The organism is Streptomyces sp. NPDC012794 (assembly GCF_042901085.1).
Lineage (GTDB): Bacteria > Actinomycetota > Actinomycetes > Streptomycetales > Streptomycetaceae > Streptomyces.
Genome location: NZ_JBIBCI010000007.1, coordinates 115,768 through 140,195, shown reverse-complemented (window position 1 = coordinate 140,195; position 24,428 = coordinate 115,768). Strand labels below are relative to the sequence as shown.

Here is a 24,428-nt window from a genome sequence, read left to right as displayed (position 1 = left end):
CGCGGATGTCCGGACCCGGGAGAGGGGGCCGGCTGATGGAGAAGCGGCGCTCAAGACCGGTGATGCCGCGGTATTGCACGGGCTCCTGCTGCGCACAGTAACCACCCCGTCACTGTGCGTGCCCAACAGGTAACCGTGCCATAACGTCGATCAAGGGCGCATGCCCGACACGCCGGTTTAACTCGGCAAGGTTGTGGCAGGCTGCACCCGGGCAGGCCACACTCGACTAGCGGAAGCAGCGACGCACGTGACGTCGGCAGGCACCACCCGGGAGGTCCCCATGCCCGAACTGCGTGTCGTGGCCGTCTCGAATGACGGAACACGACTGGTGCTCAAGGCTGCGGACAGCACGGAGTACACGCTTCCGATCGACGAGCGGCTGCGGGCTGCCGTGCGCAATGACCGCGCGCGCCTGAACCAGATCGAGATCGAGGTGGAGAGCCACCTCCGCCCCCGCGACATCCAGGCCCGCATACGGGCCGGTGCCTCCGCGGAGGAGGTCGCGCAGCTCGCGGGCATCCCGGTCGACCGGGTACGCCGCTTCGAGGGTCCGGTACTGGCCGAGCGCGCCTTCATGGCCGAGCGGGCCCGCAAGACCCCCGTACGCCGCCCCGGCGAGAACACCGGCCCGCAGCTCGGCGAGGCCGTGCAGGAGCGCCTCACGCTGCGCGGGGCCGACAAGGACTCCGTCCTGTGGGACTCCTGGCGCCGCGACGACGGCACCTGGGAGGTGCTGCTGGTCTACCGGGTGGCGGGCGAACCGCACTCGGCGAGCTGGTCGTACGACCCGCCGCGCCGGCTCGTCGTGGCGGTGGACGACGAAGCCCGCTCCCTGATCGGCGAGGCCGACGACCTGCCCTCCACCCCGGAGCCGAGCTTCCCCTTCGTGCCGAGGATCGCCCGGCTGCCCCGCGACCGGCCGCTGGACCGCGCGCTCGACCGGCAGCTGGAACGGCCCGAGAACCGGCCCTCCCCGCCGCCCGCACCGGAGCCCGAGGAGGAACGGGACACCCTGACCAGCCTGCTGGAGGCGGTCCCGAGCTTCCGGGGCGACCTGGTGGTCCCGGACCGTACGGAGACGTCCGCCGAGGAGCCGGAGTCCGAGGAGCCGCCCGCCGCGGCGGCGTCGGCCGGCGCCGGTGCGGCGTACGCGGACGTGCTGATGCCGCGCACGGTGGCGGGCCACCGCGAGCGGCTGACCGGTACCACCGACCGGCAGGCCGAGGCCGACGGGGTCCGGCCGGGGCGCCGGGCGGCCGTGCCCAGCTGGGACGAGATCGTCTTCGGGACCCGGCGCAAGAAGCAGGAGTAGCCCGGCCGGTGGCACCCCCGAGGGGGCGTCACCGGCCGCGGAACCGTCAGGGGTTGGGGCCGGTGGCCACGGGCCGCGCCGGGTCCGAGGACCACTGCGACCAGCTGCCCGCGTACAGGCTCGCCGCGATGCCGGCCACCTCCAGCGCGAGGACCTCGTGCGCCCCGGAAACCCCCGAACCGCAGTACACGCCGACCGCGGTGTCCCCCGCCACGCCGAGCGCCGCGAACCGGGCGCGGAGCTCCCCGGCCGGCAGGAACCGGCCGTCCGGGCCGACGTTCTCCGTGGTCGGGGCCGACACCGCGCCCGGAATGTGCCCGCCGACCCGGTCGATCGGCTCGACCTCGCCGCGGTAGCGCTCCCCCGCGCGGGCGTCCAGCAGCAGGCCCGTGCGGGCCAGCGTGGCCGCGTCGTCGGCCTCCAGCAGCCCGAACGCCCCCGGGGTTGGCTTGAAATCACCCTCGGCCGGTGTCACCGCCTCGGCGGTCAGGGCGCCACCGACCGCCGTCCACGCGGCCAGACCCCCGTCAAGCACGCGCACGTTCGGGTGCCCCGTCCAGCGCAGCAGCCACCAGGCGCGGGCGGCCGCCCAGCCCAGACCGCCGTCGTACACGACCACCGGCGCGTCGGCGCGTACACCGGCCCGGCGCATCGCGGCGCCGAAGTCCTCCGGGTCCGGGAGCGGGTGGCGGCCGCCCGCCCCCGGCGGACCTGCCAGTTCGCGGTCGAGGTCGACGTAGACGGCACCGGGGATGTGCCCTGCTTCGTAGGCGGGACGCTGGTCGGGGCCGCCCAGCTGCCAGCGGACGTCCAGGAGCACCGGCGGCCGGGGAGCGGCCAGCTCGCTCTTCAGTTCGGAGGCCGAGAGAATCGCAGTCATGGGCCCATCTTCCTCCCGGCCCTCGAACCCGTGTAACAAGCCGGACATCGACGGGCCGCAGTGATTCGGTCATCTCTGTTCCGGGCCCCGGTCGTGCGGCCGGTCGGGGCGCGCCGGATGCCGCGGAGTGGAAGCATCTGCGGGGACCAGGGACACGACGGCAGGAGACGGCTGACATGACGGAGGCATCGGGAGCTTCGCGGCGCACATCCGGCACACCGTGCTGGGTGAGCCTGATGGTGCACGGCCTCGGGAGCACGGAGCACTTCTACGCCGACCTGTTCGGCTGGGAGTACGAGCCCGGCCCCACCCAGTTCGGCCCGTGCGTCCGGGCCTTCCTCGACGGCGAGGAGGTCGCCGGGATCGGCGAGATGCCGCCGGACCGCCATCTTCCGGTGGCGTGGACGACGTACTTCGCCACGGACGACGCCGACTGCACCGCCGAGTCCATCCGGTCCTGCGGCGGCACGGTGGCGGTGGGCCCGCTGGATGCCGGGGCCGCGGGACGGATGGCGATCTGCTCCGACCCGCTGGGCGCGATCTTCGGGATCTGGCAGGCCGACGGGCTCCCCGGGACCCGGCGGGCGGGGGCGCCCGGCACCCCCGTGTGGAACGAGCTGGTCACCCAGGACACCTCGACGGTCGGCAAGTTCTACGAGCACGTCTTCGGCCACGACGCCGAGCGGCACCCGGACCTCTCGGCCGACTTCGACTACCTGACGCTGCGCCTGGGCGGCCGTCCGGTCGCCGCCGTCCACGGGGTCGGCCGCGCGCTGCCGCACGACCGGGGGCCGCACTGGATGACGTACTTCGAGGTGGCCGACCCCGACGCGGTCGCCGCCCGGGTGACCGAGCTGGGCGGCCGCGTCGTCGCACCGCCGCGGGACCGGATCACGGGCAGGCTGGCCATGGTCGCGGACCCGGAGGGGGCGGTCTTCGCCGTGGTGCGGACGGCTGCTCCCTAGGTGTATTGACCCGCAGCGTTGTTCACGCGGCTGATGGGTGGCATGCCGCCCAGTGCGGTGTGGCTGCGGTGGTGGTTGTAGGTGTGGAGGAAGTCTGCCAGGGCCGCTGTCCGTTCGTCGTTGGAGGTGTAGGGCCGTAGGTAGGCCCATTCCTCGAGTAGGGTGCGGTTGAAGCGTTCGACCTTGCCGTTGGTCTGCGGCCGGTAGGGCCTGGTGCGTTTGTGGGTGATGCCGGCCGCGGCCAGGGTCTGGGTGAAGAGCTTGGCCTTGTAGCAGGAGCCGTTGTCGGTCAGGACGCGTTCAACGGTGATCCCGTGGGCTGCGAAGAACGCGTTCGCCCGGGTCCAGAATCCGGCGGCTGTCTCCTTGCGTTCGTCGGTGAGGACCTCGCTGTAGGCCAGGCGGGAGTGGTCGTCGACGGCGGAGTGGATGTAGCTGTAGCCGATCACGGGTGTGCTGCTCTTGCGCAGGGTGGTGGTGGCCTGGCGGTTGCGGTCGCCTGCCGTGCGGCCCACCACCCGCCACCCGCCGCCGTCGGGGATGTTGCCAAGTTTCTTGATGTCGACGTGGACCAGCTCGCCGGGGCGGGCGCGTTCGTAGCGGCGGACGATCGCTGCGGTGGGGCGGTCGAGCCAGGCCAGGCGGTTCAGGCCGTGCCGGGTCAGGATCCGGTGCACGGTCGAGGTGGGCAGGCCCAGGATGGGTCCGATCCGGGCCGGGCCGAGTTTGCGTTCGGTCCGCAGTCGGCAGACCTTGGCCTCCATCGAGGCCGGGGTGCGGTGCGGTGTCGTGCCCGGCCTGCTGGGTCGGTCGGCGAGGCCGGCGTCGCCCTCGGCCCGCCACCGGCGGATCCATTTGTGGGCGGTGGGCCTGGATATGCCCATCTCGGCCGCGACATGCGCGACTGGCCGTCCCGCCTGGACGCGTTCGACCAGGATCCGCCTGCCGTGAACGGTCAGCCGGGCATTACGGTGGGACACGAAGACCTCCGTGTGCGGTGCAGCTTAGACACCTCCACCACACCGGAGGTCTTCGTCGTGATCAAGACCGGCCCCCGTTAACAACGCTCGTGGTCAATACACCTAGGCGGCCCTGACGGGCAGCAGCTGCGGGCGCTTCGCGCCGCGGCCGTCGCCGGAGGAGGTGCCGCGCAGCCGGCGGCCCAGCCAGGGGCCGAGGAACCCGGCCGCCCAGGCCGCCTCGGCGGCGACTGCCCGGGCGCCGGAGCGGGGCGGCCGGGGCGGCAGCGGCTCCTTCCAGGCCCCGCCGCTGCCGGGCAGCTCCAGGACCTCGGCGAGGGCGGCGGCGATACGGGCGTGGCCCAGGGGGCTGGCGTGGAGCCGGTCGGCGGTCCACAGGCGCGGATCGGTGGCGACGGCCGCCCGGCCGGTCTCGGCGACCACCACCCCGTGGCGGCCGGCGGCGGCGCGGATGCGGGTGTTGAGCTCGGTCACCCTGGGGCCCAGCGGCCTGGCCAGGGGTGCGATGCGCGCCACGTCCGGGAAGGTCGCGGTGGCCACTCGGGCGCCGGCGACCGTCAGCGCGGCGAACACCTCCTCCAGCTCCCCAGCCACCTCCGCGGCGTCGAAGCGCGGCCGGAGCAGGTCATTGACCCCGGCGACGACGGTGGCGACGTCCGGCCGCAGCGCGAGGGCGGGCGCGAGCTGTTCCACGCGGACCTGCCCGGCGAGCCGGCCCCGGACCGCGAGGTTCGCGTACAGCAGCCCGGGAGCGGCTGCCGCGAGGTGCCCGGCGAGCCGGTCGGCGAAGCCCCGCAGGCCCGTGGTGTCGTCACCGTCCCCGAGCCCCTCGGTCTGGCTGTCGCCCAGGGCGACGTAGCGCAGGTACTCAGTCCTCCGCACGGTTGCTCCCCTCCCTCCGCCTGAGCACGTCCGCCGCGCGCAGGCACCAGTCCCGGTGGCCCTCCTCGAAGGCCACCCCCCGCAGGCACGTCAGGTACCCGCCGATCCGCTCTCCCCGGAGCAGGTACGCGTCCTCGTCCATCCCGCCGCGCATGGTGCGCAGCAGCGTGCGCAGCAGCTCGATCTTGGCCTCGGCGGCGGTGGCCCGCTGCTCCAGCTGCTCGATGACCGGGGCGGTGCCGATGCGGTCGGCGCTCTGGACCTTCACCAGGAGGTCGTCGCGGATCGAGGAGGGCTTGGAGGGGGCCCCGGCGAACCGCTCCAGTTCGGCCCGCCCGGCGTCGGTGACGCGGAACAGCCGCTTGTTGGGCCGGGACTCCTGCACCACCTCCCGGCCCGCGACCAGCCCGTCCGACTCCAGCCGCGCCAGTTCGGCGTAGAGCTGCTGGGGCAGGGCGTGCCAGAAGTTCGCGACGCTGATGTCGAACGCCTTCGCCAGCTGGTAGCCGCTGTACTCGCCGTCGAGCAGTGCCGCCAGTACCGCGTGCCGCAAGGCCATGGCCGGTATCCCTCTTCCCTTTCGGTGCCCGTACCGGCACGATACTCAAAAATCTGACTACTCGCCCCGTTGAGTAATCACCGATCGGAGGAGGGGCCATGGAAACCGCCGAACGCTTCCGCGCCGCCGTGGAGAAGCGCGACCTCGCCGCGCTGGACGACCTGTTCGCCGAGGACATCCGGCTCTACAGCCCGGTGAAGTTCAAGCCGTTCGAGGGCAAGGCCGCCGTGCTGGGCCTCTTCGGCGTCCTGCTGCGCACCTTCGACGACCTGCGCTACCTGGGGCGGCTGGAGGGCGCGGCGGAGACCTGCACGGACGGCGAGGAGGCCCCGTCGGTGATCCTGCCCTTCCGGGCGCTGGTGGAGGGCAAGCAGATCCACGGCATCGACCTGCTCCAGTTCGACGACGCGGGCCGGGTGAAGGAGTTCACGGTGATGGTCCGCCCCCGCTCCGCGGTCGACACCCTGGGCCGGGCGGTCCTGGCCGGCCTGGTGGCCGACGGCCTCGCCCCGGAGGCGTGACGGCGTGTCGCCGTGGGTCCGCCGCGGCCCGGTACGAGGATGTGGCGGGCGTGCCCCGACCTGACGGAGCGCGCCCGCACGGCTACGCGACCCCCCGGGAAGCCGCCCGCGAGTACTGTGGAAGGGCTTCCGGGGGCGCACCGGCGGATGGGGTTCACCGTGTCGACATCGAGTCACGAAACGTTCGGCGCACCCTGCTGGGTCAGCCTCATGGCCCGCGACCTCGGTGCGGCGAAGGAGTTCTACAGCGCGGTCCTCGGATGGGAATTCGGGCCCGCCCACCTCGGCGAGGCCTTCACCGTCGGCTTCGCCACCGGGGTCCCGGTGGCCGGTCTCGGCGCCCTGCCCCCCACCCTCAGCATCCCCGTCGCCTGGACCCCGTACTTCGCGGTGGACGACGCGGACGTCACAGCGGCACGCATCCGGGAGCGCAGCGGAACGGTGGCCGTCGGCCCCCTGTCCTTCGGCACCGGCCGGGCGGCGCTCGCATCCGACCGGGACGGGGCGGTCTTCGGCATCTGGCAGGGCGAGGCCATTCCCGACTGGGGTATGGGCGGGGACGCGGCGCCGGCCTGGCTGGAACTGCACACGAGGAACGCCTTCGACGCGGCCATCTTCTACGGCGAGGTCCTGGAGTGGGCCTGCGACCACGGGAACTGCTGCGAGGTCGCCTACGTCGAGGAGGACGACCGCATCCTGCTCCGCCGCGCGGGCCGGACCGTGGCCCGGCTGCACGGCGGAACGCTCGCGGAGGCCCCCGACCCGCACCTGAGGCCGCGCTGGCGCGTCCACTTCCGGGTCCCCGACCTCGACGCCGCCGTGGAGGCGGCCACCGAGCTGGGCGGCAGCACCGTCCCCGCCGGGGACTCCGCCGCCTACCCCGACGAACGCACCCTGAGGGACCGCGACGGCGCCGTATTCAGCATCGTCGGCCCGGCCTCCCCCGGCCGCTTCTGACGGTGGAAGCCGGCCCGGGACGCGCGCCGGGCGTCACCGGGGCCGGTACTCGGCCCAGGTCTTGGGGGTCTCGGAGGCCTTCACCGCCGCGAGCTCGGGGATCCGTTCCGTCCAGAGATCGAAGACCCACAGGGCGAGGTTCTCCGCAGAAGGCGAAGCACCCCCCATCGCCTCGTTCAGGTGACGGTGGTCGAGGGTGTCGTCCACCCATCTCTTGAACGCGTCGAGATCCCGGTAGTCCCGTACGAACCCCGCCTCGGTGAGGTCCTCCCTGCGGGCGCGGAGCTCGAGCACCAGCACGTAGTTGTGGCCGTGCATACGGGCGCAGGGGTGCCGGCTCGGCAGCCGGTCGAGAACGTGACTGGCCGAGAAGTGGAACTCCTTGGTGATCGTCAGCATGGCCACCCCAGTTCGGCAGCGCACGGCGGAAAGCCCACCGGCATGCGTGCTTCGCGCATCACCGGCCGGCCTCGCCGTCTCCGAGAACGATCGGTGGCCAGGCCCGCCATGCGCAGACCGCCCCGCCCCTCCGTGAGCCCCGCCAGCACCGAGCGCAATTCCTCATGTGCTCCACGCGATCGACGCATCCGATCGGCACTGTACGTCCCCCGTCCCACGGCTTTCGGAGCTTCGCGGCCCCCATCGGCACGCGCCGCCAACGGTAGGACATCCCCGTCCGGTCCGCCCGTGACTCTGCGAGATGCCCTCATCCGGACAGTGAGCGTCCGCAGGCTTGCAGCGTGCCCGCGGCAGGCACTCCGCCGGGGTTGCCTCCACGCTTACGGAGGCGGAGGGGAGGTCTCTTTGCGGAGGGGGTCGGGGACCGGGTCGCCGGAGAGGCGGACCGTGCTGAGGATGCGCATGACCAGGTCGTCGCGGACGGCCCCCTGGACGCCCGTCCGGCCGTAGAAGTCCCAGGCGACGAAGTCGCCCTTGGAATTCTTGAAGCCGAAGGCGATCGCCCAGCCGTCCCCCGCGCACTTGTGGTCCTTCTTGGCGCCCTCGGTGCGGGCCTTCACGTAACTCCCCTTGACCCCGGCCTTGGTTGTGTAGGCCACCGGCTTGTCCCACTTGACGATCTCCTTGTCCGGGGATGCGAACGCGGAGTATGCCCAGGCCGTCGCCGTCTTCTGGGCGACCTCGTCGGTGGTCTTCGCGCCGTCGGCGCCCTTGGTACCGGTGGACGCGAGTGCGATGTCGTTGACGTAGCCGTCGCCGTTGGCATCCAGACTGCACCACTTCTTCTTGAAGAAGGCGGGCGCGGTGTGCCCGATCACCGGCTTGTCAGGGTCCTTGTCGTCCGTGAAGCCGCTGAAGATCTGCGGCTCCAGGACCTCCCAGTCCGGCGGTACGTCGAAGGCGGTGCCGTGCTTCGGATTCACCACGACCTTCCAGCCCTTGACCGTCGGCTGCACGGTGCCCGGGGCGCCCGGGGACACGGAGCCGGACGGGGAACCGGAGGCGGGTGCGGAGGAAGCCGGCCCCCCGGCGCCGTCCGCCCTGTCGCCGTCCCGGAAGAGGACCGCGGCGGTCACCGCGACGGCCACCCCCGCGGCCACCGTCGCCGATATCGCCACGGCGGCCTTGCGCCGGGACGCGGAACGCGGCGCCGGTCCGGGAGGCGGAGTCGGCGCGCCGGACGGGTGCTGCTGGTGCGTACCGGGCGGGGCGCCCTGCCAAGGTTGGCCGAATACGCCAGGTCCGTAGGGGCCGGTCTGGGCGCCCTGCTGTCCGGGAACCGGCTGCCGGTAAGGGTTCTGCCCCGGGTTCTGCCTGCTCTGGTCCCCATCGGGCGTCTGCTGTCCTGGCCACATGGCGCGCAACAATAGGGCGGTGGCCGCCGCTCGTCACGCTTCGGGGGCGGGGAGGGCGCGGATCCGGCCACCCTTCCCGCCGGGGTCCCGCGACCTACTTCCCGAAGGACAGCAGGGAGTGGTCCACCTTCTTCGGCTCCGGGCTGCGTACGGACCCGTTGAGCAGGAAGACGCGCCCCTCGCCCCAGGCCAGCCGGACGCTGGAGGTGTAGAAGGCGGATTCGGGCCCCTTGGCGTTCTTCGGGCTCTGCAGGAATATCTGGGGCCGGCCTCCGCCCGTCGGGATGGCCGCCATCGCCGCGGACAGGCCCTTGTCCGTGTCGACGTAGACGACGACCTTCCCCTCCTCGATGGCCAGCGGGAACATGACGCGGCCGTCAGGGCCCGTCGTGCGCCACTTCACCTGACCGGTGTTGAGGTCAACCGCGATCACCTCGTCGGGCTTGTCGACGTGCAGCGGGTACGTGGCGTCGGGTGTGCCGCCCGCTATGTAGAGGGTGTCCGCGTCGGTCACCGCCGCGTTGCAGTCGTGCAGGTCGCCGCTGCCGCTGCCCCAGCCGTTGCACCGCTTGCTGACCCCGAAGGCGGCGTTGGTCTGCGAGCGGACCTTGCCGTCGGCGGCGAAGGCCGTGATGTTCCAGACCTTCTCCTGCGTGTTGTAGGTGCTGACGACGAGCGGGTCCACGGACAGGATCTGGCCGATGTTCCAGCCCTTCGCGTACTGGTGGCTCCACTTGGCAGCGCCGGTCGCCGGGTCGATCTCCTCGATCACCGACTGCCGGTCGGCCGAGCCCTGGCCGAAGCAGTCGCGTACGAGCATCAGCCTGGCGGCGCCGCCGCCGACCGTCGCGGGGGTGCAGCCGCTGCTCGGTGTACCGAAGAGTTTGCGCCCGTCGGTGACCGAGAAACCGCTCACGACCGCGGCACGCGCCACCGCGACGGTGTCCCCTGAGATGGCCAGCCGCAACTCCGGAGCCTGGTCGAAGGCCTTCTCCTTCGGTATCTCCACCTTCCAGCCCGCCTGGCCCGTGGCGAGGTCGACCTGCTGGAGGTGGGTGCACTGGGAGGTCGCGCTGTCCTTCTCCCGGACCCCGACGACGATCTTCCCGTTCGGGGCGGGGCTCTCCGGGATCCCGCACAGCGGCGTGGCGAGGGGAAGCCTCCACTTCTCCTTGCCGTCCGTCGCGGTGTAGGCGGTGACCTCCTTGTACATCGCCTTGATCACGGCGTCCCCCACCCGCCAGGGGCCGTGCTGCGAGGCACCGGAGCCGGCCAGTTCGGTCCGGTTCGACACCAGCCAGACCCGGCCCTCGCCCGGCTGGATCCCGGCGTTGGGGTCGAAGACGAACGGGGGGCCGCCGGGACCCTGGCCGTCTCCCTGGTCCACGGACGCGGACGCGGCGGGAGCGGCGGGGGCGGCGGCGTCGCCGTCCCCGGCATCGCCGGAGCCGTCGCGCAGGAGGATGTACGAGCCGCCGCCGAGGGCGAGCAGGGCCGCGACCAGGGCCGCCACCAGCACGCCGGTCCCGCCCCGCGGACCGCGGCGGGGCGGGCGTACGAAGTCCGCTGCCTGCACCGGCGGTTGCGCGTAGGGATTGCCCGGCGCGGGCCCCGATCCGGGCTGTGGCGTCGGGTAGACCGAGCCGTAGCCCGGCTGGACTGCCTGTGGTTGCCGATCAGGGCCCGGCAGTTCGTCGAAGTCGCGACGGGTCATGAGGTCAGTGTGGCTGGCGGGACGGCCGAACTGGGATACTTTTTTAGACTACTTCCCGTCACCGTGCCCGGTTCCGGCCCTGGTTCCCCGCCGCGTGTACCCGCCAGGTGCGGGCGGGCTCACCCAAGCCGACGGCGTCTCCCTCGCGCACGCCGCGTTCGGGCCCGCCCTCTCAAACGTGGTTGACCGGAAGGACGTCCGGGGAGAGGGCGCCGGCGTGGGCCGCGGCCGAGGTCATGCGCCTGCGGTGGTGACGGCGGCAGAGGACCTCGTAGCCGATCTCCTCCGCCGGGCGGTTCACGTCCCCGACCACCACCTGCGCGCCCTCGACCACCATCTCCCCGCCCACCGTCCGGGCGTTGTGCGTGGCACGGGCGCCACACCAGCACAGGGCCTCGACCTGGAGCTGCTCCAGGCGGTCCGCCAGCTCGATCAGGCGCTGGGAGCCGGGAAACAGCTTCGTCCGGAAGTCCGTCGTGATGCCGAAGGCGAAGACGTCCATGCCGAGGTCGTCCACGATGCGCGCCAACTGGTCGATCTGCTCGGGCGCGAGGAACTGGGCCTCGTCCACGATCACGTAGTCCGCCTTGCCTCCCTTGGAGAGCTGGGCGACCACGTACGCGTACAGGTCCATGCCCTCCGGCGCCTCCACCGCCTCCGTCACCAGTCCCAGGCGGGAGGACAGCTTGCCCTCCCCCGCCCGGTCGTCCCGGGTGAAGATCACGCCCTGCAGGCCGCGAGCGTCACGGTTGTGGGCGATCTGGAGCGCCAGCGTGCTCTTTCCGCAGTCCATCGTTCCGGAGAAGAACACCAGCTCGGGCATGGGAAGTACGGGACCTTTCGGGTCAGGGCGGGAGAAGGGCGAACAGGGGTGCTCAGGTGCGGACTTCGAGCAGCGGGACCAGCTGCTCGGCCGGGGTCATGGAGCCGTGCATGCCGGTGAGCGCCGACTCGTTGGGCTCGTTGCGGGAGGCGGTGATCGCGGCGTCGGCCTGGGCCGCGGCGATCACGTCGCCGATCCGCCCGAGGACCCGCTCGTCGCATTCGCCCGGCGTCCCGAACCAGCCCAGTTCCAGGGCCTCTTCGCGGCTCGCGACCCAGAAGCGGTCCCCGAGCACTTCGCGCCACACGGTCAGTACGTCGGCCTCCGCGCCCGGCACCGCGTAGACGTGCCGGGCCCGGCCCTCGCCGCCGAGCAGGGCCACGCCCGCGCCCAGCTCCCAGTCCTCGTCGAAGTCGATCCGGGAGTCTTCGTCGAAGGGGACGTCGACCATGCCGTGGTCCGAGGTGACGTACAGGGCGGAGCGCGGCGGCAGCTGCTCCGCGAGGCGCTGCACGAGCCGGTCGACGTACATGAGCTGGCCGCGCCAGGCGTCGGAGTCGACGCCGTGCCGGTGGCCGGCCCCGTCGAGTTCGCTGAAGTACGTGTACACGAGCGAGCGCTCGCCCTCCGCGAGCTGGATCGCCGCGAGGTCCATGCGTTCCTCGCCGGTCATCCGGCCGTGGAAGGTGCCGCCGCTGAGCGCGACCTGGGTGAGCGGAGTGGTCTGGAAGTGCGGCGCGGACACCTGCGCGGTGTGCACCCCGGCCGCGTCCGCGAGCTGGAAGACGGTCGGGTACGGCTGCCAGGGCTTGGGCGGGGTCCAGGGCTGCCAGCGGAGCTGGTTCATCAGCCGGCCGGAGGCCGGGTTGCGCACGGCGTAGCCGGGCAGGCCGTGCCGGGCGGGCGGCAGGCCGGTGCCGACGGAGGCCAGGGAGGTGGCGGTCGTCGCCGGGAAACCGGACGTGATCGGCAGGCCCGTGCCGCCGCGCGAGCTCGCGAGCAGGGAGGTGAGGAACGGGGCCTCGCCCGGGTGCGCCCTGATCTGCTCCCAGCCCATGCCGTCGACCAGGAACACGCAGTTCCGGTCGGCCGGGGCCAGCTCGGTGATCCCGGCGGTGAGGCCGGGTACGCCCTGGCCGGAGGCGAGGGTGGGCAGCAGGTCGGCGAGGGAGCCGGAGCCGTACTGCGGGACCGGGGCGCCCGCGAGGTCGAGCAGTTCCGGTTCGTCCTGCCAGTTCGAGGGCACGGAGTACGACATCAGCGGGCGGGACCGGAGGTCGCCGCCGTCGCCTCGCTGAGCGCCTGCGCGAAGACCAGCGCCTGGCGGACCGTCTCGGGGCCGTCGCCGGCCTCGCTGACGCGCAGGCTGAGGTCGTCGGCGGTGGAGTTGCCGGTGTAGCCGTGGTCGGAGTCGCAGTTCGGGTCGCCGCAGGCGGCGGGCTCCAGGTCGATGCGCGACACCGCGCCCCAGCCGATGGTCAGGACGACCTCACGGGGCAGCTGGCCGGGCGTGTACGACTCCGGGTTGGCCACGACGCGGCTGAGCACCACGGAGGAGATGCTGGAGAGCTTGACCGACTCGGTGGAGGTGGTCGCGTAGGGGGACGGCGACCCGGCGTCGGCGGCCTGCTCGTCGGTGTGGCTGACGATGAACCGGTTGCCGGTCAGGACCAGCACGGTGACGTGCCGGCGCACCTCGTTGGAGTCGAAGGTGGTCTCCTGGTGGACCAGGTACGACGAGATCGGCTCGCCGCCCACGGCGGCCTCCACCGCCTCGGCCACGAGGGCCGGGTAGTAGCCGCTGCGCTCGATGGCCGCGCGCAGCCCCTGGGTCGTCGTACCGGATTTCGCCATGAGGTCCATCCTAAGGCCCCTACGGGCTGCCCCTGCCTGCCGTGCGCTCAGTAGCTCGGCAGGGTGCGGGGCCCGAGGTCGGTCCGCGCGGGCGGGTGGGCCACGCGGACGGTGGCGCTGAGCACGGAGAGCCCCTCGGTGGCGACGACGACCGGCTCCAGCGAGACCCCGGTGACCTCGGGGTGGTCGTCCACCAGCCGGGACAGCCGCAGCAGCAGTTCCTCCAGGGCGGGGGTGTCGACGGGGTCGCTGCCGCGCCAGCCGAAGAGCAGCGGCGCGGTGCGGATGGAGCGGATCAGGGCGGCCGCGTCCCGGTCGGTGGCGGGGATCAGGCCGTGCCCGGTGTCGCCGAGCAGCTCGGAGGCGACTCCGGCGAGCCCGAAGGACAGGACGGCTCCGGCGGCGGGGTCGACGGTGGCGCGGACGACGGTGTCCACCCCGCGCGGAGCCATCGTCTGCACCACGGGCTGGAGCTCGGCCGGCTTGCCGAGGGCGTCGGTGAGCTCCTCGTACGAGCGCCTGAGCTCGGCCTCGGTGGTGAGGTCGAGGCGTACGCCGCCCAGGTCGGCGCGGTGGCGCAGGTGCGGGGCGGTGGTCTTGAGGGCGACCGGGTAGCCGAGGACCCGGGCCGCGCGGACGGCGGCGTCGGGGCTGGGGGAGGGGAGGGTGGGCAGGACCCGGATGCCGTAGCGGCCGAGCAGCTCGCGGGCGTCGTCCTCGTCCAGGGTCAGCGCGGTCCCCTCTTCGACGCCGGCCAGCAGGGTGACGAGCCGGGCGGCGGCGCCGGCCTCGTCGATGTCCTCGTACTCGGGGACCTGCCCGGTCCGGGCGTTGTCCCGGCGCCAGCGGGCGTACCGCACGGCTTCGGCGACGGCCTTCACGGCGCGCTCGGCGGCGGGGTAGGCGGGGATGCGGCCGGCGCCTTCGAGGCAGGGTTCGTCACCGCCGGGCCCGTCGCCGGCGGCCGCGGGACCCCCGACCGCCGGCTCGCCTGCCGCGGGCACGGCGGGCGGGAGCGGCGCCGCGGGGGGCTCGGCGCGGGACGTGTCGCCGGCGGCGGACAGGGCATCGACGAGATCGCCGAGTTCCACGTGCACGACGGCCACGGGCTTGCCCGGGACCTCGGCGACGGCCTGCCGCAGTGCCCGCGCGAGGTCGTCGGCCAGCTCGCGGTCGCTCACGGACGGGATGGCGGTGACGACGACGGCGTCGCAGTCGTCGGAGGCGAGGGCGGCGCACAGGGCCGTACGGAAGTCGGCGGGACCGGCGGCGGTCGTCAGGTCCAGCGGGGGCAGCGGGCGCAGCCCCTCGGTCAGGCAGGCGTCGTAGGTGAGCACGCCGAGGGACTCGGAGTTGCCGAGGATCGCCACCCTGGGTCCGGCCGGCAGGGGCTGGCCGGCCAGCAGCAGGCCGACGTCGACCAGCTCGGTGACGGTGTCGACGCGGATGACGCCGGCCTGGCGGAGCAGCTCGGAGACGGTGGCCTCGGGGAGCCGGGTGCCGGGGACGACGTGTCCGGCGGGGGTGTGGCGGCCGCCGCGGGCGACGACCACCGGCTTGGCGGCGGCCGTGCGGCGGGCGAGGCGGGTGAACTTGCGGGGGTTGCCGAGGGTCTCCAGGTACATGAGGGCCACGTCGGTGGCCTCGTCCTCGTACCAGTACTGGAGGATGTCGTTGCCGGAGACGTCGGCCCGGTTCCCGGCCGACACGAAGGACGACAGTCCCTCTCCGCGCCGCAGCAGGGCCGACAGCAGGGCGATGCCGATGGCTCCGGACTGGGTGAACAGGCCGATCCTGCCGCGCGCGCCGGCGGGGACCGGGGCGAGCGAGGCGTTCAGCTCCACCTCCGGGGCCGTGTTGATCACCCCGAAGGCGTTGGGCCCGATGAGGCGCATCCCGTACGAGCGGACCTGCCGCACCAGTTCTCGCTGGCGGGCGAGTCCGGCCGGGCCGCTCTCGCCGTATCCGGCGGACAGGACCACCAGCCCCTGCACCCCGTGCTCCCCGCAGGCGGCGACGGCGTCGGGGACGCGTGCGGCGGGGACGGCGATCACGGCGAGGTCGACGGGGGCTCCGATGTCGGCGAGGCCGCGGTAGGCGCGTACGCCTTCCAGGAGGTCGCCCTCCATACCGGGGGCGCGGGCTTCGTTGACGGCGTAGAGGTGTCCGCGGAAGCCGCCGTCGCGCAGGTTGCGCAGGGCGGTGGCGCCCACGCCCGCCCCGGAGCGGCTGGCTCCGATCACCGCGACGGAGCCGGGGGCGAGGAGCCGCTGCACGGAGCGGGCCTCGGCGCGCTGTTCGCGGGCGCGCTGTACGGCGAGGGACTCGGCGGTGGGTTCGAGGTCGAGGGTGAGGTGGACGGAGCCGTCCTCGAAGCTGCGCTTCTGCTGGTAGCCGGCGTCCGTGAACACTTTGATCATTTTGGTGTTGGCGGGGAGCACCTCGGCCGCGAACCGGCGGATGCCCCGCTCCCGGGCCACCGCGCCGATGTGCTCCAGGAGGGCGGAGGCGACCCCGCGGCCCTGGTGGGCGTCCTGGACGAGGAAGGCGACCTCGGCCTCGTCCGCGGGGGCGGAGGCGGGCCGTCCGTCGGGGCCGATGCGGTCGAAGCGGACGGTGCCGATGAACTCCCCGCCGATGGTCGCGGCCAGGCCGACCCGGTCCACGTAGTCGTGGTGCGTGAAGCGGCGGACGTCGCGGTCCGAGAGGCGGGGGTAGGGGGCGAAGAAGCGGTAGTACTTCGACTCGTCCGAGACCTGCTCGTAGAAGCTGACCAGGCGGCCCGCGTCCTCGGTGGTGATGGGGCGGATCCGGGCGGTGCCGCCGTCGCGCAGCACGACGTCCGCTTCCCAGTGGGCCGGGTACGAGGGGTCCGACGCGGTGGTCATGGGGTCACCTTAAGGGGCGGCCCGGGCTGGTGTACGGGTGCGGTGGGCGGGCCGTTTGGCGAGGGCGCGGCGAATGCGGCGGACCGGGGCGAACCAGTGCAAGCTGGGGAGGGTCGAACGGCGGTGGATCCGGGCCGAAGGGCGGGCCCGAGCATTCCGGACGGCGTGAGAGACTGGTCTAGACAACCGCAAGAACCTGAAGGGCATCACCATGGCAGAGCGCCGCGTCAACGTCGGTTGGGCCGAGGGCCTGCACGCTCGTCCCGCCTCGATCTTCGTCCGGGCGACGACCGCCTCCGGCGTCCCGGTGACCATCGCGAAGGCGGGCGGCGACCCCGTCAACGCCGCGTCGATGCTGGCGGTCCTGGGCCTGGGCGCCCAGGGCGGCGAGGAGATCGTCCTGGCTTCGGACGCCGAGGGCGCTGACGTCGCGCTCGACCGCCTCGCGAAGCTGGTCGCCGAGGGTCTCGAGGAGCTCCCCGAGACCGTCTGACCCCTTCGGGTCCGGTACGCCGGAAGCCGCGGTCCCCACCCACCACCCCGGGGACCGCGGCTTCCGCGTTTTCCGGCGCCGCCCGGACGACGGGCGACGGGAGGGCGGAAGAGCGGGACGACGGAAGAGCGGGACCGCGGAAAGCAGGGGCCCTTTCCGCACCTCCGGGAAATTCCGAATTCGCGCAGGGGAAACTGAGCAGGGCGCGGTAATGCCGGACGGGAAATCGAGGGAAGCCCGGCCCACACGGATATCCCTCCGTTGTATACGGGACGTGTTAATGCGGAGCGCTCGCCGTGTTTACGGCAGGTTGCGGATTCCTCACCCTCGGCCGGTGCGCCTCGGCCGCCCGCTGCGCGTGCAGCGCGGTCAGGGCCCTGGCCCGCTCCGCGTCCCCGCGCGCGACCGCGTCCACGATCGCGCCGTGCTCCGCCCAGCACTCCACGGGCTGCGCGGGGGCCTGCACCACGTACATCCAGGCGATCTTGCGCCGGGTCTGCGTCAGCAGGGCGATCAGCCCCGGGCTGGCCGAGGCCTGGGCCAGCGTCTCGTGGAACCAGCTCCCCAGGGCGCGCAGGTCCTCCCCCTGGGCCCGTCCGGCCCTCTCCCGGCCCAGCCTGACCAGCCCCCGCAGCACCTTCAGGTGGCCGTCGGTGCGCCGGCGGGCGGCCCGGGAGGCGGCGAGCGGCTCCAGCAGCATCCGCAGCTCCAGCAGGTCGGCGGCCTCCTGCTCGGTCGGCTCGGCCACACAGGCTCCGGCGTGCCGCCGGGTGGTGACGAAGCCCTCGGACTCCAGGGTCCGCAGCGCCTCACGGACCGGGACGCGCGAGACCCCGTAGCGGCGGGCGAGCACCTCCTCGGTCAGCCGGCCGCCCGGCCCGAAGAATCCGGAGACGATATCGTCGCGAATCGCTGTGCACACCGCGTGCGCCGGAATACGCAAGGCCGGACCTCCGCTGGGTTTCGGTTCGGTTTATCGTGGCCGTGCTGCGACTCTATTGCAACACGCGATATTTTCCGAGGAAAGTCCGGAAATCCGAAACGAAGAAGGCCCCGGCTCTGGGAGCCGGGGCCTTCTTCGTTGAAGCGTAAAACGTGAAACGTGACGCGTGTCAGATGCCGACGCCGCGGTTGCGCAGGTACGTCAGCGGGTTGATGTCCGAGCCGTACGAGGCGCCCGTGCGGGCCTCGAAGTGCAGGTGCGCGCCGCTGGAGTTGCCGGTGTTGCCCGACAGGCCGATGACCGTGCCGGCGCCGACCTGCTCGCCGACGGAGACGTTCAGCGAGGACATGTGCCCGTACTGGGTGTAGGTGCCGTCGTTGTGGCGGATGACGACGTTGTTGCCGTATGCGCCACCCCAGCCGGCCTCGACGACGGTGCCCGCGCCAACGGCGTGCACGGAGGTGCCCTGGCCGACGGCGAAGTCGATGCCCGTGTGGCTGCCGGAGGACCACATGCCGCCGCCCGCGCCGTACTGGGTGGTGACGGAGGCGCTGACCGGGGCCACGAAGGCGTTGGAGCGCTTGCGCTCCTCCTCCTTGGCCTTGGCCTCGGCGGCCTCACGCTCGGCCTTGGCCTTGGCCTCGGCGGCCTCGGCGGCACGCTTGGCCTCGGCGGCCCGCTGCTTCGCCTCGGCCTCGGCCTGCGCCTGGGCGGCGACGGCCTCGGCGGCGCGCTGCTGGGACTCGGCCTGGACCTTGATGTCGTCCTGGAGACCGTCGGCGACGACGATCGAGTTCTGACCGGTGTCCTCCATGGACGGAGCGCCGCTGTTGTCCGCCGCGAAGGCCGGAGCGGCCAGGGTGCCGACCACGCCCGTGGTGGCGAGGGCGGCGATGCCGGCGTAGCCGGCGGTCTTGCGGCTCAGACGGCTGGAACCACGGTGCTTACCAGAACCGGCGGCACGACTGCCAAACGCCATGAAGGGGGTGATCCTTTCCTTCCCTCTCGCCTACCGGGTTAGCTGACGGGTTCGGAGCAGGAAGGTCTCCTACGGGCCTCCTCTTGCGAGGGGGTCCGATTCACCCCAGGGACGCATGTGGGTCCCCGGCTCCCCAGGCTCGCGCCTGACGGGGACTCGGCGATCGCTGTCCGGTGCCGCGGGTGCGGCGGGTACGAACTGACGAACAGCACGGCCGACGCTAGGCGGATCGTCAGTCAATCGCCAAACAGACGAGCGCTTTTGTTGCGTACGCCACACCGCATACACGCAGCCACTCCACCAAACGGACAAAGGGGGCTTCGGCGGATGTTCCGCCGAAGCCCCCTGGAAACGGGGCCGGTTGCCGGCCCGTCTCAGACGGTGCGCCGCTCAGTTGGAGACGACGGTGACCTCGCCGATCCCGAGGGCCAGGACGGGCTCCTCGATCTGCGCGGCGTCGCCCACCAGGATGGTGACCAGACGGTCCACCGGGAAGGCGCTCACCACGGCCGAAGTGGCTTCCGCCGTACCGGTTTCGGCCAGCCGCGCGTACAGCCGCGCCTGGTAGTCGTCCGGCAGCTCCTGCTCCACCTGGTCGGCGAGCGTGCCGGCGACCGAGGCGGCCGTCTCGAACTTCAGCGGGGCCACGCCCACCAGGTTCTGCACCGCCACGTCCCGCTCGGCGTCGGTCAGTCCGCCCTCCGCGAGGGTGCGCAGCACCTTCCAGAGGTCCTCCAGCGCGGGACCCGTGTTGGGGGTGTCCACCGAACCGCTGATGGCGAGCATCGAGGCGCCCTTGCCGTCGGCGGTCGAACGCAGGACCTGCCCGAAGGCCCGCACGCCGTACGTGTAGCCCTTCTCCTCGCGCAGCACCTTGTCCAGGCGGGAGGTGAGGGTGCCGCCGAGGCAGTAGGTGCCGAGCACCTGCGGGGCCCAGACGATGTCGTGCCGGTCCGGGCCGATCCGGCCGATCAGCAACTGCGTCTGGACGGCTCCCGGCCGGTCCACGATGACCACGCGGCCCCGGTCGTCGGCCGTCACCGGCGGGACGGGGCGGGGCGCGGCCGTGTCGCCCGTCCACGTACCCAGGGTGTCCGCCAGCAGGGCGTCCAGATCGATGCCGGTCAGGTCGCCGACCACCACGGCGGTGGTGGTGGAGGGGCGTACGTGCGCCTCGTAGAAGGCGCGTACGGCCCCGGCGTCGATCCGCGCGACCGTCTCCTCGGTGCCCTGGCGCGGGCGGGACATGCGCAGCGTCGCGGGGAACAGCTCCTTGGAGAGCTCCTTGGCGGCGCGGCGCTGCGGGTTGGCCAGCTCGTGCGGGATCTCGTCGAGCCGGTTGCGCACCAGTCGGTCGACCTCGCTGTCTGCGAAGGCGGGCGCGCTCAGGGCCTCGGCGAGCAGCGCGAGCGCCTTGGGCAGCCGGGAGGCCGGGACCTCCAGGGAGACCCGCAGGCCGGGGTGGTCGGCGTGGGCGTCGAGCGTGGCGCCGCAGCGCTCCAGCTCGGCGGCGAACTCCTCGGCGGAGTGCTTGTCGGTGCCCTCCGAGAGGGCGCGGGCCATGATGGTGGCCACCCCGTCGAGGCCCTCGGGCTCGGCGTCCAGCGGGGCCGCGAGGTTGACCTCGACCGCCACCACCTGCTGGCCGGGGCGGTGGCAGCGCAGCAGGGTCAGGCCGTTGGGGAGCGTGGAACGCTCGGGGGCCGGGAAGGCCCACGGCTTCGCCTCGCCGGCCTGCGGCCGCGGGTGGAAGGTCATCGTGACGGCTGCGGTGTCGCTCACTGCTCCGCCCCCTCGTTCTCGTCGTGCTGCTCGGTCTCGTGGGCCTCGGCGCCGGCCAGCGGCTCGTAGACCAGTACCGCGCGGTTGTCGGGGCGCAGCCGGGCCGCGGCCACGGCCTGCACCTCCTCGGCGGTGACGTCCAGCACCCGCTGGACGGCGGTCAGGGCCAGCTGCGGGTCGCCGAACAGCACCGCGAAGCGGCACAGTTCGTCGGCCCGTCCGGCCACCGTGCTCAGCCGGTCCAGCCACTCGCGCTCCAGCTGCGCCTGCGCCCGCTCCATCTCCTCGGCCGTCGGGCCCTCGGCGGCGAACCGCGCGAGCTCCTCGTCGACGGCCGCCTCGATGGCGGGCACCTCGACGCCGCTGGAGGTCTTGACGTCCAGCCAGCCCAGCGAGGGCGCGCCGGCCAGGCGCAGCATGCCGAAGCCGGCCGCGACGGCCGTCTGGTCGCGGCGTACCAGGCGGTTGTGCAGGCGGGAGGACTCGCCACCGCCCAGCACGGTCAGTGCCACGTCGGCGGCGTCGCACTCGCGGGTGCCGTCGTGCGGCAGGCGGTAGGCGGCCATCAGCGCGCGCGCCGGGACCTCCTCGACAATCTCCTCGCGCAGCTGCCCGCCCATGATCTCGGGGAGCGTGCCGTCGCGCGGCGGCTGCTTGCCGTCGTGCGCCGGGATGGTGCCGAAGTACTTCTCGATCCAGGCGAGGGTCCGCTCGGGGTCGATGTCGCCCACGACCGAAAGCACGGCGTTGTTGGGCGCGTAGTACGTACGGAAGAAGTGGCGCGCGTCCTCCAGGGAGGCGGCGTCCAGGTCGGCCATCGAGCCGATCGGGGTGTGGTGGTACGGGTGGCCCTCCGGGTAGGCGAGGGCGGTCAGCTTCTCGAAGGCGGTGCCGTACGGAACGTTGTCGTAGCGCTGGCGGCGCTCGTTCTTGACGACGTCGCGCTGGTTCTCCATGGACTCCTCGTCCAGGGCGGCCAGCAGCGAGCCCATGCGGTCCGCCTCCAGCCACAGGGCGAGTTCCAGCTGGTGCGCCGGCATCGTCTCGAAGTAATTGGTGCGCTCGAAGCTGGTGGTGCCGTTCAGGGAGCCGCCGGCGCCCTGGACGAGCTCGAAGTGGCCGTTGCCCGGTACGCTCGCCGAACCCTGGAACATCAGGTGCTCGAAGAGGTGAGCCAGACCGGTCCGCCCCTTGACTTCATGGCGCGAGCCGACGTCGTACCAGAGGCAGACGGCGGCGACCGGAGTGAGGTGGTCCTCGGACAGCACCACGCGCAGGCCGTTGGCCAGCCGGTGCTCGGTCGCTGTCAGGCTGCCGGAGCCGGCCTGAGCTGTGGCCGTGTGACCCATGGGCATGTGGTCCCTTCGATCGCGATGCAGAGATTTCTGTCAGACCTGCCACTGTATGCAAGCGCACCGACGGCCGGAGAAGTTCCCGGGTCACTCCCCCGACTCCGTACGGGGGACCCCCGGGGTCGGAGTCCGCGTTGTCGGTGCGTCGGGCCACAATGGTCCGCGTCAACCCCGCCAGATCCACCCAGTACACCCGAACCTTGGTTAAGGAGCCGCGCAGCGATGGCCCGCCGCAGCACGAAGACCCCGCCGCCGGAGGACTTCGAGGAGAGGATCCTCGACATCGACGTCGTCGATGAGATGCAGGGCTCCTTCCTTGAGTACGCCTACTCCGTGATCTACTCCCGCGCCCTGCCGGACGCGCGGGACGGGATGAAGCCGGTGCACCGGCGCATCGTCTACCAGATGAACGAGATGGGCCTGCGCCCCGACCGGGGGTACGTGAAGTGCGCACGCGTCGTCGGCGAGGTGATGGGCAAGCTGCACCCGCACGGCGACGCGTCGATCTACGACGCCCTCGTGCGCATGGCCCAGCCCTTCTCGATGCGGCTGCCGCTGGTCGACGGCCACGGCAACTTCGGCTCGCTCGGCAACGACGACCCGCCGGCCGCGATGCGTTACACCGAGTGCCGGATGGCCGACGCCACGTCGCTGATGACGGAGTCGATCGACGAGGACACGGTCGACTTCACCGCCAACTACGACGGTCAGGAGCGCGAGCCGGTCGCGCTGCCCGCCGCCTACCCGAACCTGCTGGTCAACGGCGCGTCCGGGATCGCGGTCGGCATGGCCACGAACATGCCCCCGCACAATCTGGGCGAGGTCATCGCGGCCGCCCGCCACCTGATCCGCCACCCGCAGGCGGACCTGGAGGCGCTCATGCGCTTCGTGCCGGGCCCGGACCTGCCCACGGGCGGCCGGATCGTGGGACTGTCCGGGATCAAGGACGCGTACGAGAACGGCCGCGGCACGTTCAAGATCCGCGCGACGGTGGCCGTGGAGAACGTGACGGCGCGCCGCAAGGGCCTGGTCGTCACCGAACTGCCGTTCGCGGTGGGCCCCGAGAAGGTCATCGCGAAGATCAAGGACCTGGTCGGCTCGAAGAAGCTCCAGGGCATCGCCGACGTCAAGGACCTCACCGACCGCTCGCACGGCCTGCGCCTGGTCATCGAGATCAAGAACGGCTTCCACCCGGAGGCGGTGCTGGAGCAGCTCTACAAGCTGACGCCGATGGAGGAGTCCTTCGGCATCAACAACGTGGCGCTGGTGGACGGCCAGCCGCTGACGCTCGGCCTCAAGGAGCTGCTCGAGGTCTACCTCGACCACCGCTTCGAGGTCGTCCGGCGGCGCAGCGAGTTCCGCCGCACCAAGCGCCGCGACCGCCTGCACCTGGTCGAGGGCCTGCTGGTCGCGCTCATCGACATCGACGAGGTCATCCGGCTCATCCGGGACAGCGAGAACTCGGCGCAGGCCAAGGCCCGGCTGATGGAGCGGTTCTCGCTCAGAGAGATCCAGACCCAGTACATCCTGGACACCCCGCTGCGCCGGCTCACCAAGTTCGACCGGATCGAGCTGGAGTCCGAGCGCGACCGGCTGACCGGTGAGATCGACGAGCTGACCGGGATCCTGGAGTCCGACAGCGAGCTGCGCAAGCTGGTCTCCAGCGAACTGGCCGCGGTGGCGAAGAAGTTCGGCACCGAGCGCCGCACGGTCCTGCTGGAGTCGGCGGCCACGGCGGTCGGCACGGTTCCGCTGGAGGTCGCGGACGACCCGTGCCGGGTGCTGCTGTCCTCGACGGGCCTGCTGGCGCGTACCGTGACGGGCGAGCCGCTTCCCGAGCAGGAGGGCGGGCCCCGGGCCAAGCACGACGTGATCGTGTCGCAGGTCGCGGCGACCGCCCGGGCCGAGGTGGGCGTGGTCACCTCGTACGGGCGGCTGCTGCGGCTCTCGGTGATCGACCTGCCGCAGCTGCCGGACACGCACGCCGCGCCGAACCTGGCGGGCGGCGCCCCGGTCGCGGAGTTCCTCTCCGGGCTGGAGGCCGACGAGACGGTGGTCTGCCTGCTCTCGCTCGACGAGTCCTCGCAGGGCCTGGCCCTGGGGACCGAACAGGGCGTGGTCAAGCGGGTCGTGCCCGACTACCCGGCGAACAAGGACGAGCTGGAGGTCATCACCCTCAAGGAGGGCGACCGCGTCGTCGGCGCCGTCGAGCTGCGCACGGGTGAGGAGGACCTGGTCTTCATCACCGACGACGCCCAGCTGCTGCGCTACCCGGCGGGCCAGGTGCGCCCCCAGGGCCGCCCGGCGGGCGGTATGGCGGGCATCAAGCTCTCGGAGAACGCCAAGGTGATCCACTTCTCGGCGGTGGACCCGGCCCGGGACGCCCTCGTGTTCACCGTGGCGGGCTCGCACGGCACGCTCGACGACTCGGTGCGCTCCGGCAAGGTGACCCCCTTCGACCAGTACCCGCGCAAGGGCCGGGCCACCGGCGGCGTGCGCTGCCAGCGGTTCCTGAAGGGCGAGGACACGCTGACACTGGCCTGGGCGGGCAACGCCCCGGTCCGGGCGGCCTCGAAGAACGGCTCCCCGGCCGCCCTGCCGGCCCCGGACCCGCGTCGCGACGGCTCGGGGACGGCGCTTCCGGCCGACGTCGGGTCGCTGGCGGGGGCCGCGCTGTAGCCGTGTGACAGGGGCGGGCGGAACGGGTGGGCGTCGGCGTTCGCCGGGCCG

General features: G+C 72.6%; 21 protein-coding genes and 1 riboswitch. Of the genes, 6 read left to right on the top strand and 15 right to left on the bottom strand.

Features of this window, described 5'->3' with window-relative positions; genetic code table 11:
• Positions 1 to 280: 280 nt before the first annotated feature.
• Entirely contained in the window at positions 281 to 1,312 is a 1,032-nt protein-coding gene (gene sepH / locus ACFY7H_RS15785) for a septation protein SepH (RefSeq protein ID WP_388938338.1), read from the top strand.
• A gap of 46 nt (positions 1,313 to 1,358) precedes the next feature.
• On the opposite strand, the gene ACFY7H_RS15780 is transcribed toward sepH, so the two are convergent.
• Positions 1,359 to 2,192 carry a sulfurtransferase gene (locus ACFY7H_RS15780; protein WP_388938335.1) on the bottom strand — a complete coding sequence of 278 codons (834 nt, stop codon included), beginning with the start codon at positions 2,190 to 2,192 and terminating at the stop codon, positions 1,359 to 1,361.
• Between the two features lie 176 nt (positions 2,193 to 2,368).
• Here ACFY7H_RS15780 and ACFY7H_RS15775 point away from each other — a divergent pair, with 176 nt between their 5' ends.
• A complete protein-coding gene (locus ACFY7H_RS15775) occupies positions 2,369 to 3,157 on the top strand; it encodes a VOC family protein (RefSeq protein ID WP_388938333.1) in 789 nt (262 codons plus the stop codon).
• Here ACFY7H_RS15775 and ACFY7H_RS15770 read toward each other — a convergent pair.
• The 3 genes from ACFY7H_RS15770 to ACFY7H_RS15760 form a co-directional block, all read right to left on the bottom strand.
• A complete protein-coding gene (locus ACFY7H_RS15770; RefSeq protein ID WP_388938331.1) occupies positions 3,154 to 4,137 on the bottom strand; it encodes an IS481 family transposase in 984 nt (327 codons plus the stop codon). The genes ACFY7H_RS15775 and ACFY7H_RS15770 overlap by 4 nt on opposite strands.
• A 102-nt stretch (positions 4,138 to 4,239) precedes the next feature.
• The gene (locus tag ACFY7H_RS15765; protein ID WP_388938328.1) at positions 4,240 to 5,019 is read right to left on the bottom strand and encodes an SGNH/GDSL hydrolase family protein; all 780 of its coding nucleotides are present in this window, start codon (positions 5,017 to 5,019) and stop codon (positions 4,240 to 4,242) included.
• Positions 5,006 to 5,578 (bottom strand): PadR family transcriptional regulator, encoded by a 573-nt coding sequence (locus ACFY7H_RS15760; RefSeq protein WP_388938326.1) that lies wholly within the window; start codon positions 5,576 to 5,578, stop codon positions 5,006 to 5,008. Before ACFY7H_RS15760 ends, ACFY7H_RS15765 begins: the two co-directional genes overlap by 14 nt.
• Before the next feature lie 98 nt (positions 5,579 to 5,676).
• Between ACFY7H_RS15760 and ACFY7H_RS15755 the strand changes: the two genes are divergently transcribed.
• Positions 5,677 to 6,099 (top strand): nuclear transport factor 2 family protein, encoded by a 423-nt coding sequence (locus ACFY7H_RS15755; RefSeq protein ID WP_388938323.1) that lies wholly within the window; start codon positions 5,677 to 5,679, stop codon positions 6,097 to 6,099.
• A 210-nt stretch (positions 6,100 to 6,309) separates the two neighbouring features.
• Positions 6,310 to 7,056 (top strand): VOC family protein, encoded by a 747-nt coding sequence (locus ACFY7H_RS15750; protein ID WP_388938659.1) that lies wholly within the window; start codon positions 6,310 to 6,312, stop codon positions 7,054 to 7,056.
• A 33-nt stretch (positions 7,057 to 7,089) separates the two neighbouring features.
• On the opposite strand, the gene ACFY7H_RS15745 is transcribed toward ACFY7H_RS15750, so the two are convergent.
• The 7 genes from ACFY7H_RS15745 to ACFY7H_RS15715 form a co-directional block, all read right to left on the bottom strand.
• Positions 7,090 to 7,455, bottom strand: a complete 366-nt coding sequence (locus ACFY7H_RS15745) for a 6-pyruvoyl tetrahydropterin synthase family protein (RefSeq protein ID WP_388938321.1) — start codon at positions 7,453 to 7,455, stop codon at positions 7,090 to 7,092.
• Between the two features lie 380 nt (positions 7,456 to 7,835).
• Entirely contained in the window at positions 7,836 to 8,633 is a 798-nt protein-coding gene (locus ACFY7H_RS15740) for a hypothetical protein (RefSeq protein ID WP_388938319.1), read from the bottom strand.
• 331 nt (positions 8,634 to 8,964) lie between these two features.
• Entirely contained in the window at positions 8,965 to 10,584 is a 1,620-nt protein-coding gene (locus tag ACFY7H_RS15735) for a PQQ-binding-like beta-propeller repeat protein (RefSeq protein ID WP_388938317.1), read from the bottom strand.
• Positions 10,585 to 10,756: 172 nt separating this feature from the next.
• Positions 10,757 to 11,407, bottom strand: a complete 651-nt coding sequence (locus ACFY7H_RS15730; RefSeq protein WP_388938315.1) for a thymidine kinase — start codon at positions 11,405 to 11,407, stop codon at positions 10,757 to 10,759.
• Positions 11,408 to 11,459: 52 nt separating this feature from the next.
• Positions 11,460 to 12,665, bottom strand: coding sequence for an alkaline phosphatase family protein (locus ACFY7H_RS15725; RefSeq protein WP_388938313.1), 1,206 nt, complete (start codon positions 12,663 to 12,665; stop codon positions 11,460 to 11,462).
• On the bottom strand, positions 12,665 to 13,261 hold the full coding sequence (locus tag ACFY7H_RS15720; RefSeq protein ID WP_388938311.1) for a DUF5998 family protein: 597 nt from the start codon (positions 13,259 to 13,261) through the stop codon (positions 12,665 to 12,667). Before ACFY7H_RS15720 ends, ACFY7H_RS15725 begins: the two co-directional genes overlap by 1 nt.
• 47 nt (positions 13,262 to 13,308) lie before the next feature.
• Positions 13,309 to 16,149 carry a GNAT family N-acetyltransferase gene (locus tag ACFY7H_RS15715; RefSeq protein ID WP_388938309.1) on the bottom strand — a complete coding sequence of 947 codons (2,841 nt, stop codon included), beginning with the start codon at positions 16,147 to 16,149 and terminating at the stop codon, positions 13,309 to 13,311.
• Between the two features lie 211 nt (positions 16,150 to 16,360).
• On the opposite strand from ACFY7H_RS15715, the gene ACFY7H_RS15710 reads away from it, so the two are divergent.
• Positions 16,361 to 16,642 carry an HPr family phosphocarrier protein gene (locus ACFY7H_RS15710; protein WP_361598842.1) on the top strand — a complete coding sequence of 94 codons (282 nt, stop codon included), beginning with the start codon at positions 16,361 to 16,363 and terminating at the stop codon, positions 16,640 to 16,642.
• Positions 16,643 to 16,919: 277 nt separating this feature from the next.
• Here the strand turns inward: ACFY7H_RS15710 and ACFY7H_RS15705 are convergent, their stop codons facing one another.
• The 4 genes from ACFY7H_RS15705 to ACFY7H_RS15690 all read right to left on the bottom strand — a co-directional run bounded on the left by ACFY7H_RS15705 (position 16,920) and on the right by ACFY7H_RS15690 (position 21,695).
• Entirely contained in the window at positions 16,920 to 17,585 is a 666-nt protein-coding gene (locus tag ACFY7H_RS15705) for a GntR family transcriptional regulator (RefSeq protein ID WP_388938306.1), read from the bottom strand.
• A gap of 169 nt (positions 17,586 to 17,754) precedes the next feature.
• Positions 17,755 to 18,564 carry a M23 family metallopeptidase gene (locus tag ACFY7H_RS15700; RefSeq protein ID WP_388938304.1) on the bottom strand — a complete coding sequence of 270 codons (810 nt, stop codon included), beginning with the start codon at positions 18,562 to 18,564 and terminating at the stop codon, positions 17,755 to 17,757.
• 12 nt (positions 18,565 to 18,576) lie between these two features.
• Positions 18,577 to 18,736, bottom strand: a riboswitch (cyclic di-AMP (ydaO/yuaA leader).
• 218 nt (positions 18,737 to 18,954) lie between these two features.
• A complete protein-coding gene (locus ACFY7H_RS15695) occupies positions 18,955 to 20,322 on the bottom strand; it encodes a M16 family metallopeptidase (RefSeq protein WP_388938657.1) in 1,368 nt (455 codons plus the stop codon).
• A gap of 20 nt (positions 20,323 to 20,342) precedes the next feature.
• Entirely contained in the window at positions 20,343 to 21,695 is a 1,353-nt protein-coding gene (locus ACFY7H_RS15690) for a M16 family metallopeptidase (protein ID WP_388938302.1), read from the bottom strand.
• Positions 21,696 to 21,920: 225 nt separating this feature from the next.
• On the opposite strand from ACFY7H_RS15690, the gene ACFY7H_RS15685 reads away from it, so the two are divergent.
• Positions 21,921 to 24,377 (top strand): DNA topoisomerase (ATP-hydrolyzing) subunit A, encoded by a 2,457-nt coding sequence (locus ACFY7H_RS15685; protein ID WP_388938300.1) that lies wholly within the window; start codon positions 21,921 to 21,923, stop codon positions 24,375 to 24,377.
• Positions 24,378 to 24,428 lie beyond the last annotated feature (51 nt).

Coding starts and splice junctions, on each gene's coding strand:
- sepH (WP_388938338.1), top strand. CDS start 281: ATGCCCGAACTGCGTGTCGTGGCCGTCTCGAATGACGGAACACGACTG.
- ACFY7H_RS15780 (WP_388938335.1), bottom strand. CDS start 2,192: ATGACTGCGATTCTCTCGGCCTCCGAACTGAAGAGCGAGCTGGCCGCT.
- ACFY7H_RS15775 (WP_388938333.1), top strand. CDS start 2,369: ATGACGGAGGCATCGGGAGCTTCGCGGCGCACATCCGGCACACCGTGC.
- ACFY7H_RS15760 (WP_388938326.1), bottom strand. CDS start 5,578: ATGGCCTTGCGGCACGCGGTACTGGCGGCACTGCTCGACGGCGAGTAC.
- ACFY7H_RS15755 (WP_388938323.1), top strand. CDS start 5,677: ATGGAAACCGCCGAACGCTTCCGCGCCGCCGTGGAGAAGCGCGACCTC.
- ACFY7H_RS15750 (WP_388938659.1), top strand. CDS start 6,310: ATGGCCCGCGACCTCGGTGCGGCGAAGGAGTTCTACAGCGCGGTCCTC.
- ACFY7H_RS15745 (WP_388938321.1), bottom strand. CDS start 7,455: ATGCTGACGATCACCAAGGAGTTCCACTTCTCGGCCAGTCACGTTCTC.
- ACFY7H_RS15735 (WP_388938317.1), bottom strand. CDS start 10,584: ATGACCCGTCGCGACTTCGACGAACTGCCGGGCCCTGATCGGCAACCA.
- ACFY7H_RS15730 (WP_388938315.1), bottom strand. CDS start 11,407: ATGCCCGAGCTGGTGTTCTTCTCCGGAACGATGGACTGCGGAAAGAGC.
- ACFY7H_RS15725 (WP_388938313.1), bottom strand. CDS start 12,665: ATGTCGTACTCCGTGCCCTCGAACTGGCAGGACGAACCGGAACTGCTC.
- ACFY7H_RS15720 (WP_388938311.1), bottom strand. CDS start 13,261: ATGGCGAAATCCGGTACGACGACCCAGGGGCTGCGCGCGGCCATCGAG.
- ACFY7H_RS15715 (WP_388938309.1), bottom strand. CDS start 16,149: ATGACCACCGCGTCGGACCCCTCGTACCCGGCCCACTGGGAAGCGGAC.
- ACFY7H_RS15710 (WP_361598842.1), top strand. CDS start 16,361: ATGGCAGAGCGCCGCGTCAACGTCGGTTGGGCCGAGGGCCTGCACGCT.
- ACFY7H_RS15700 (WP_388938304.1), bottom strand. CDS start 18,564: ATGGCGTTTGGCAGTCGTGCCGCCGGTTCTGGTAAGCACCGTGGTTCC.
- ACFY7H_RS15695 (WP_388938657.1), bottom strand. CDS start 20,322: ATGACCTTCCACCCGCGGCCGCAGGCCGGCGAGGCGAAGCCGTGGGCC.
- ACFY7H_RS15690 (WP_388938302.1), bottom strand. CDS start 21,695: ATGGGTCACACGGCCACAGCTCAGGCCGGCTCCGGCAGCCTGACAGCG.
- ACFY7H_RS15685 (WP_388938300.1), top strand. CDS start 21,921: ATGGCCCGCCGCAGCACGAAGACCCCGCCGCCGGAGGACTTCGAGGAG.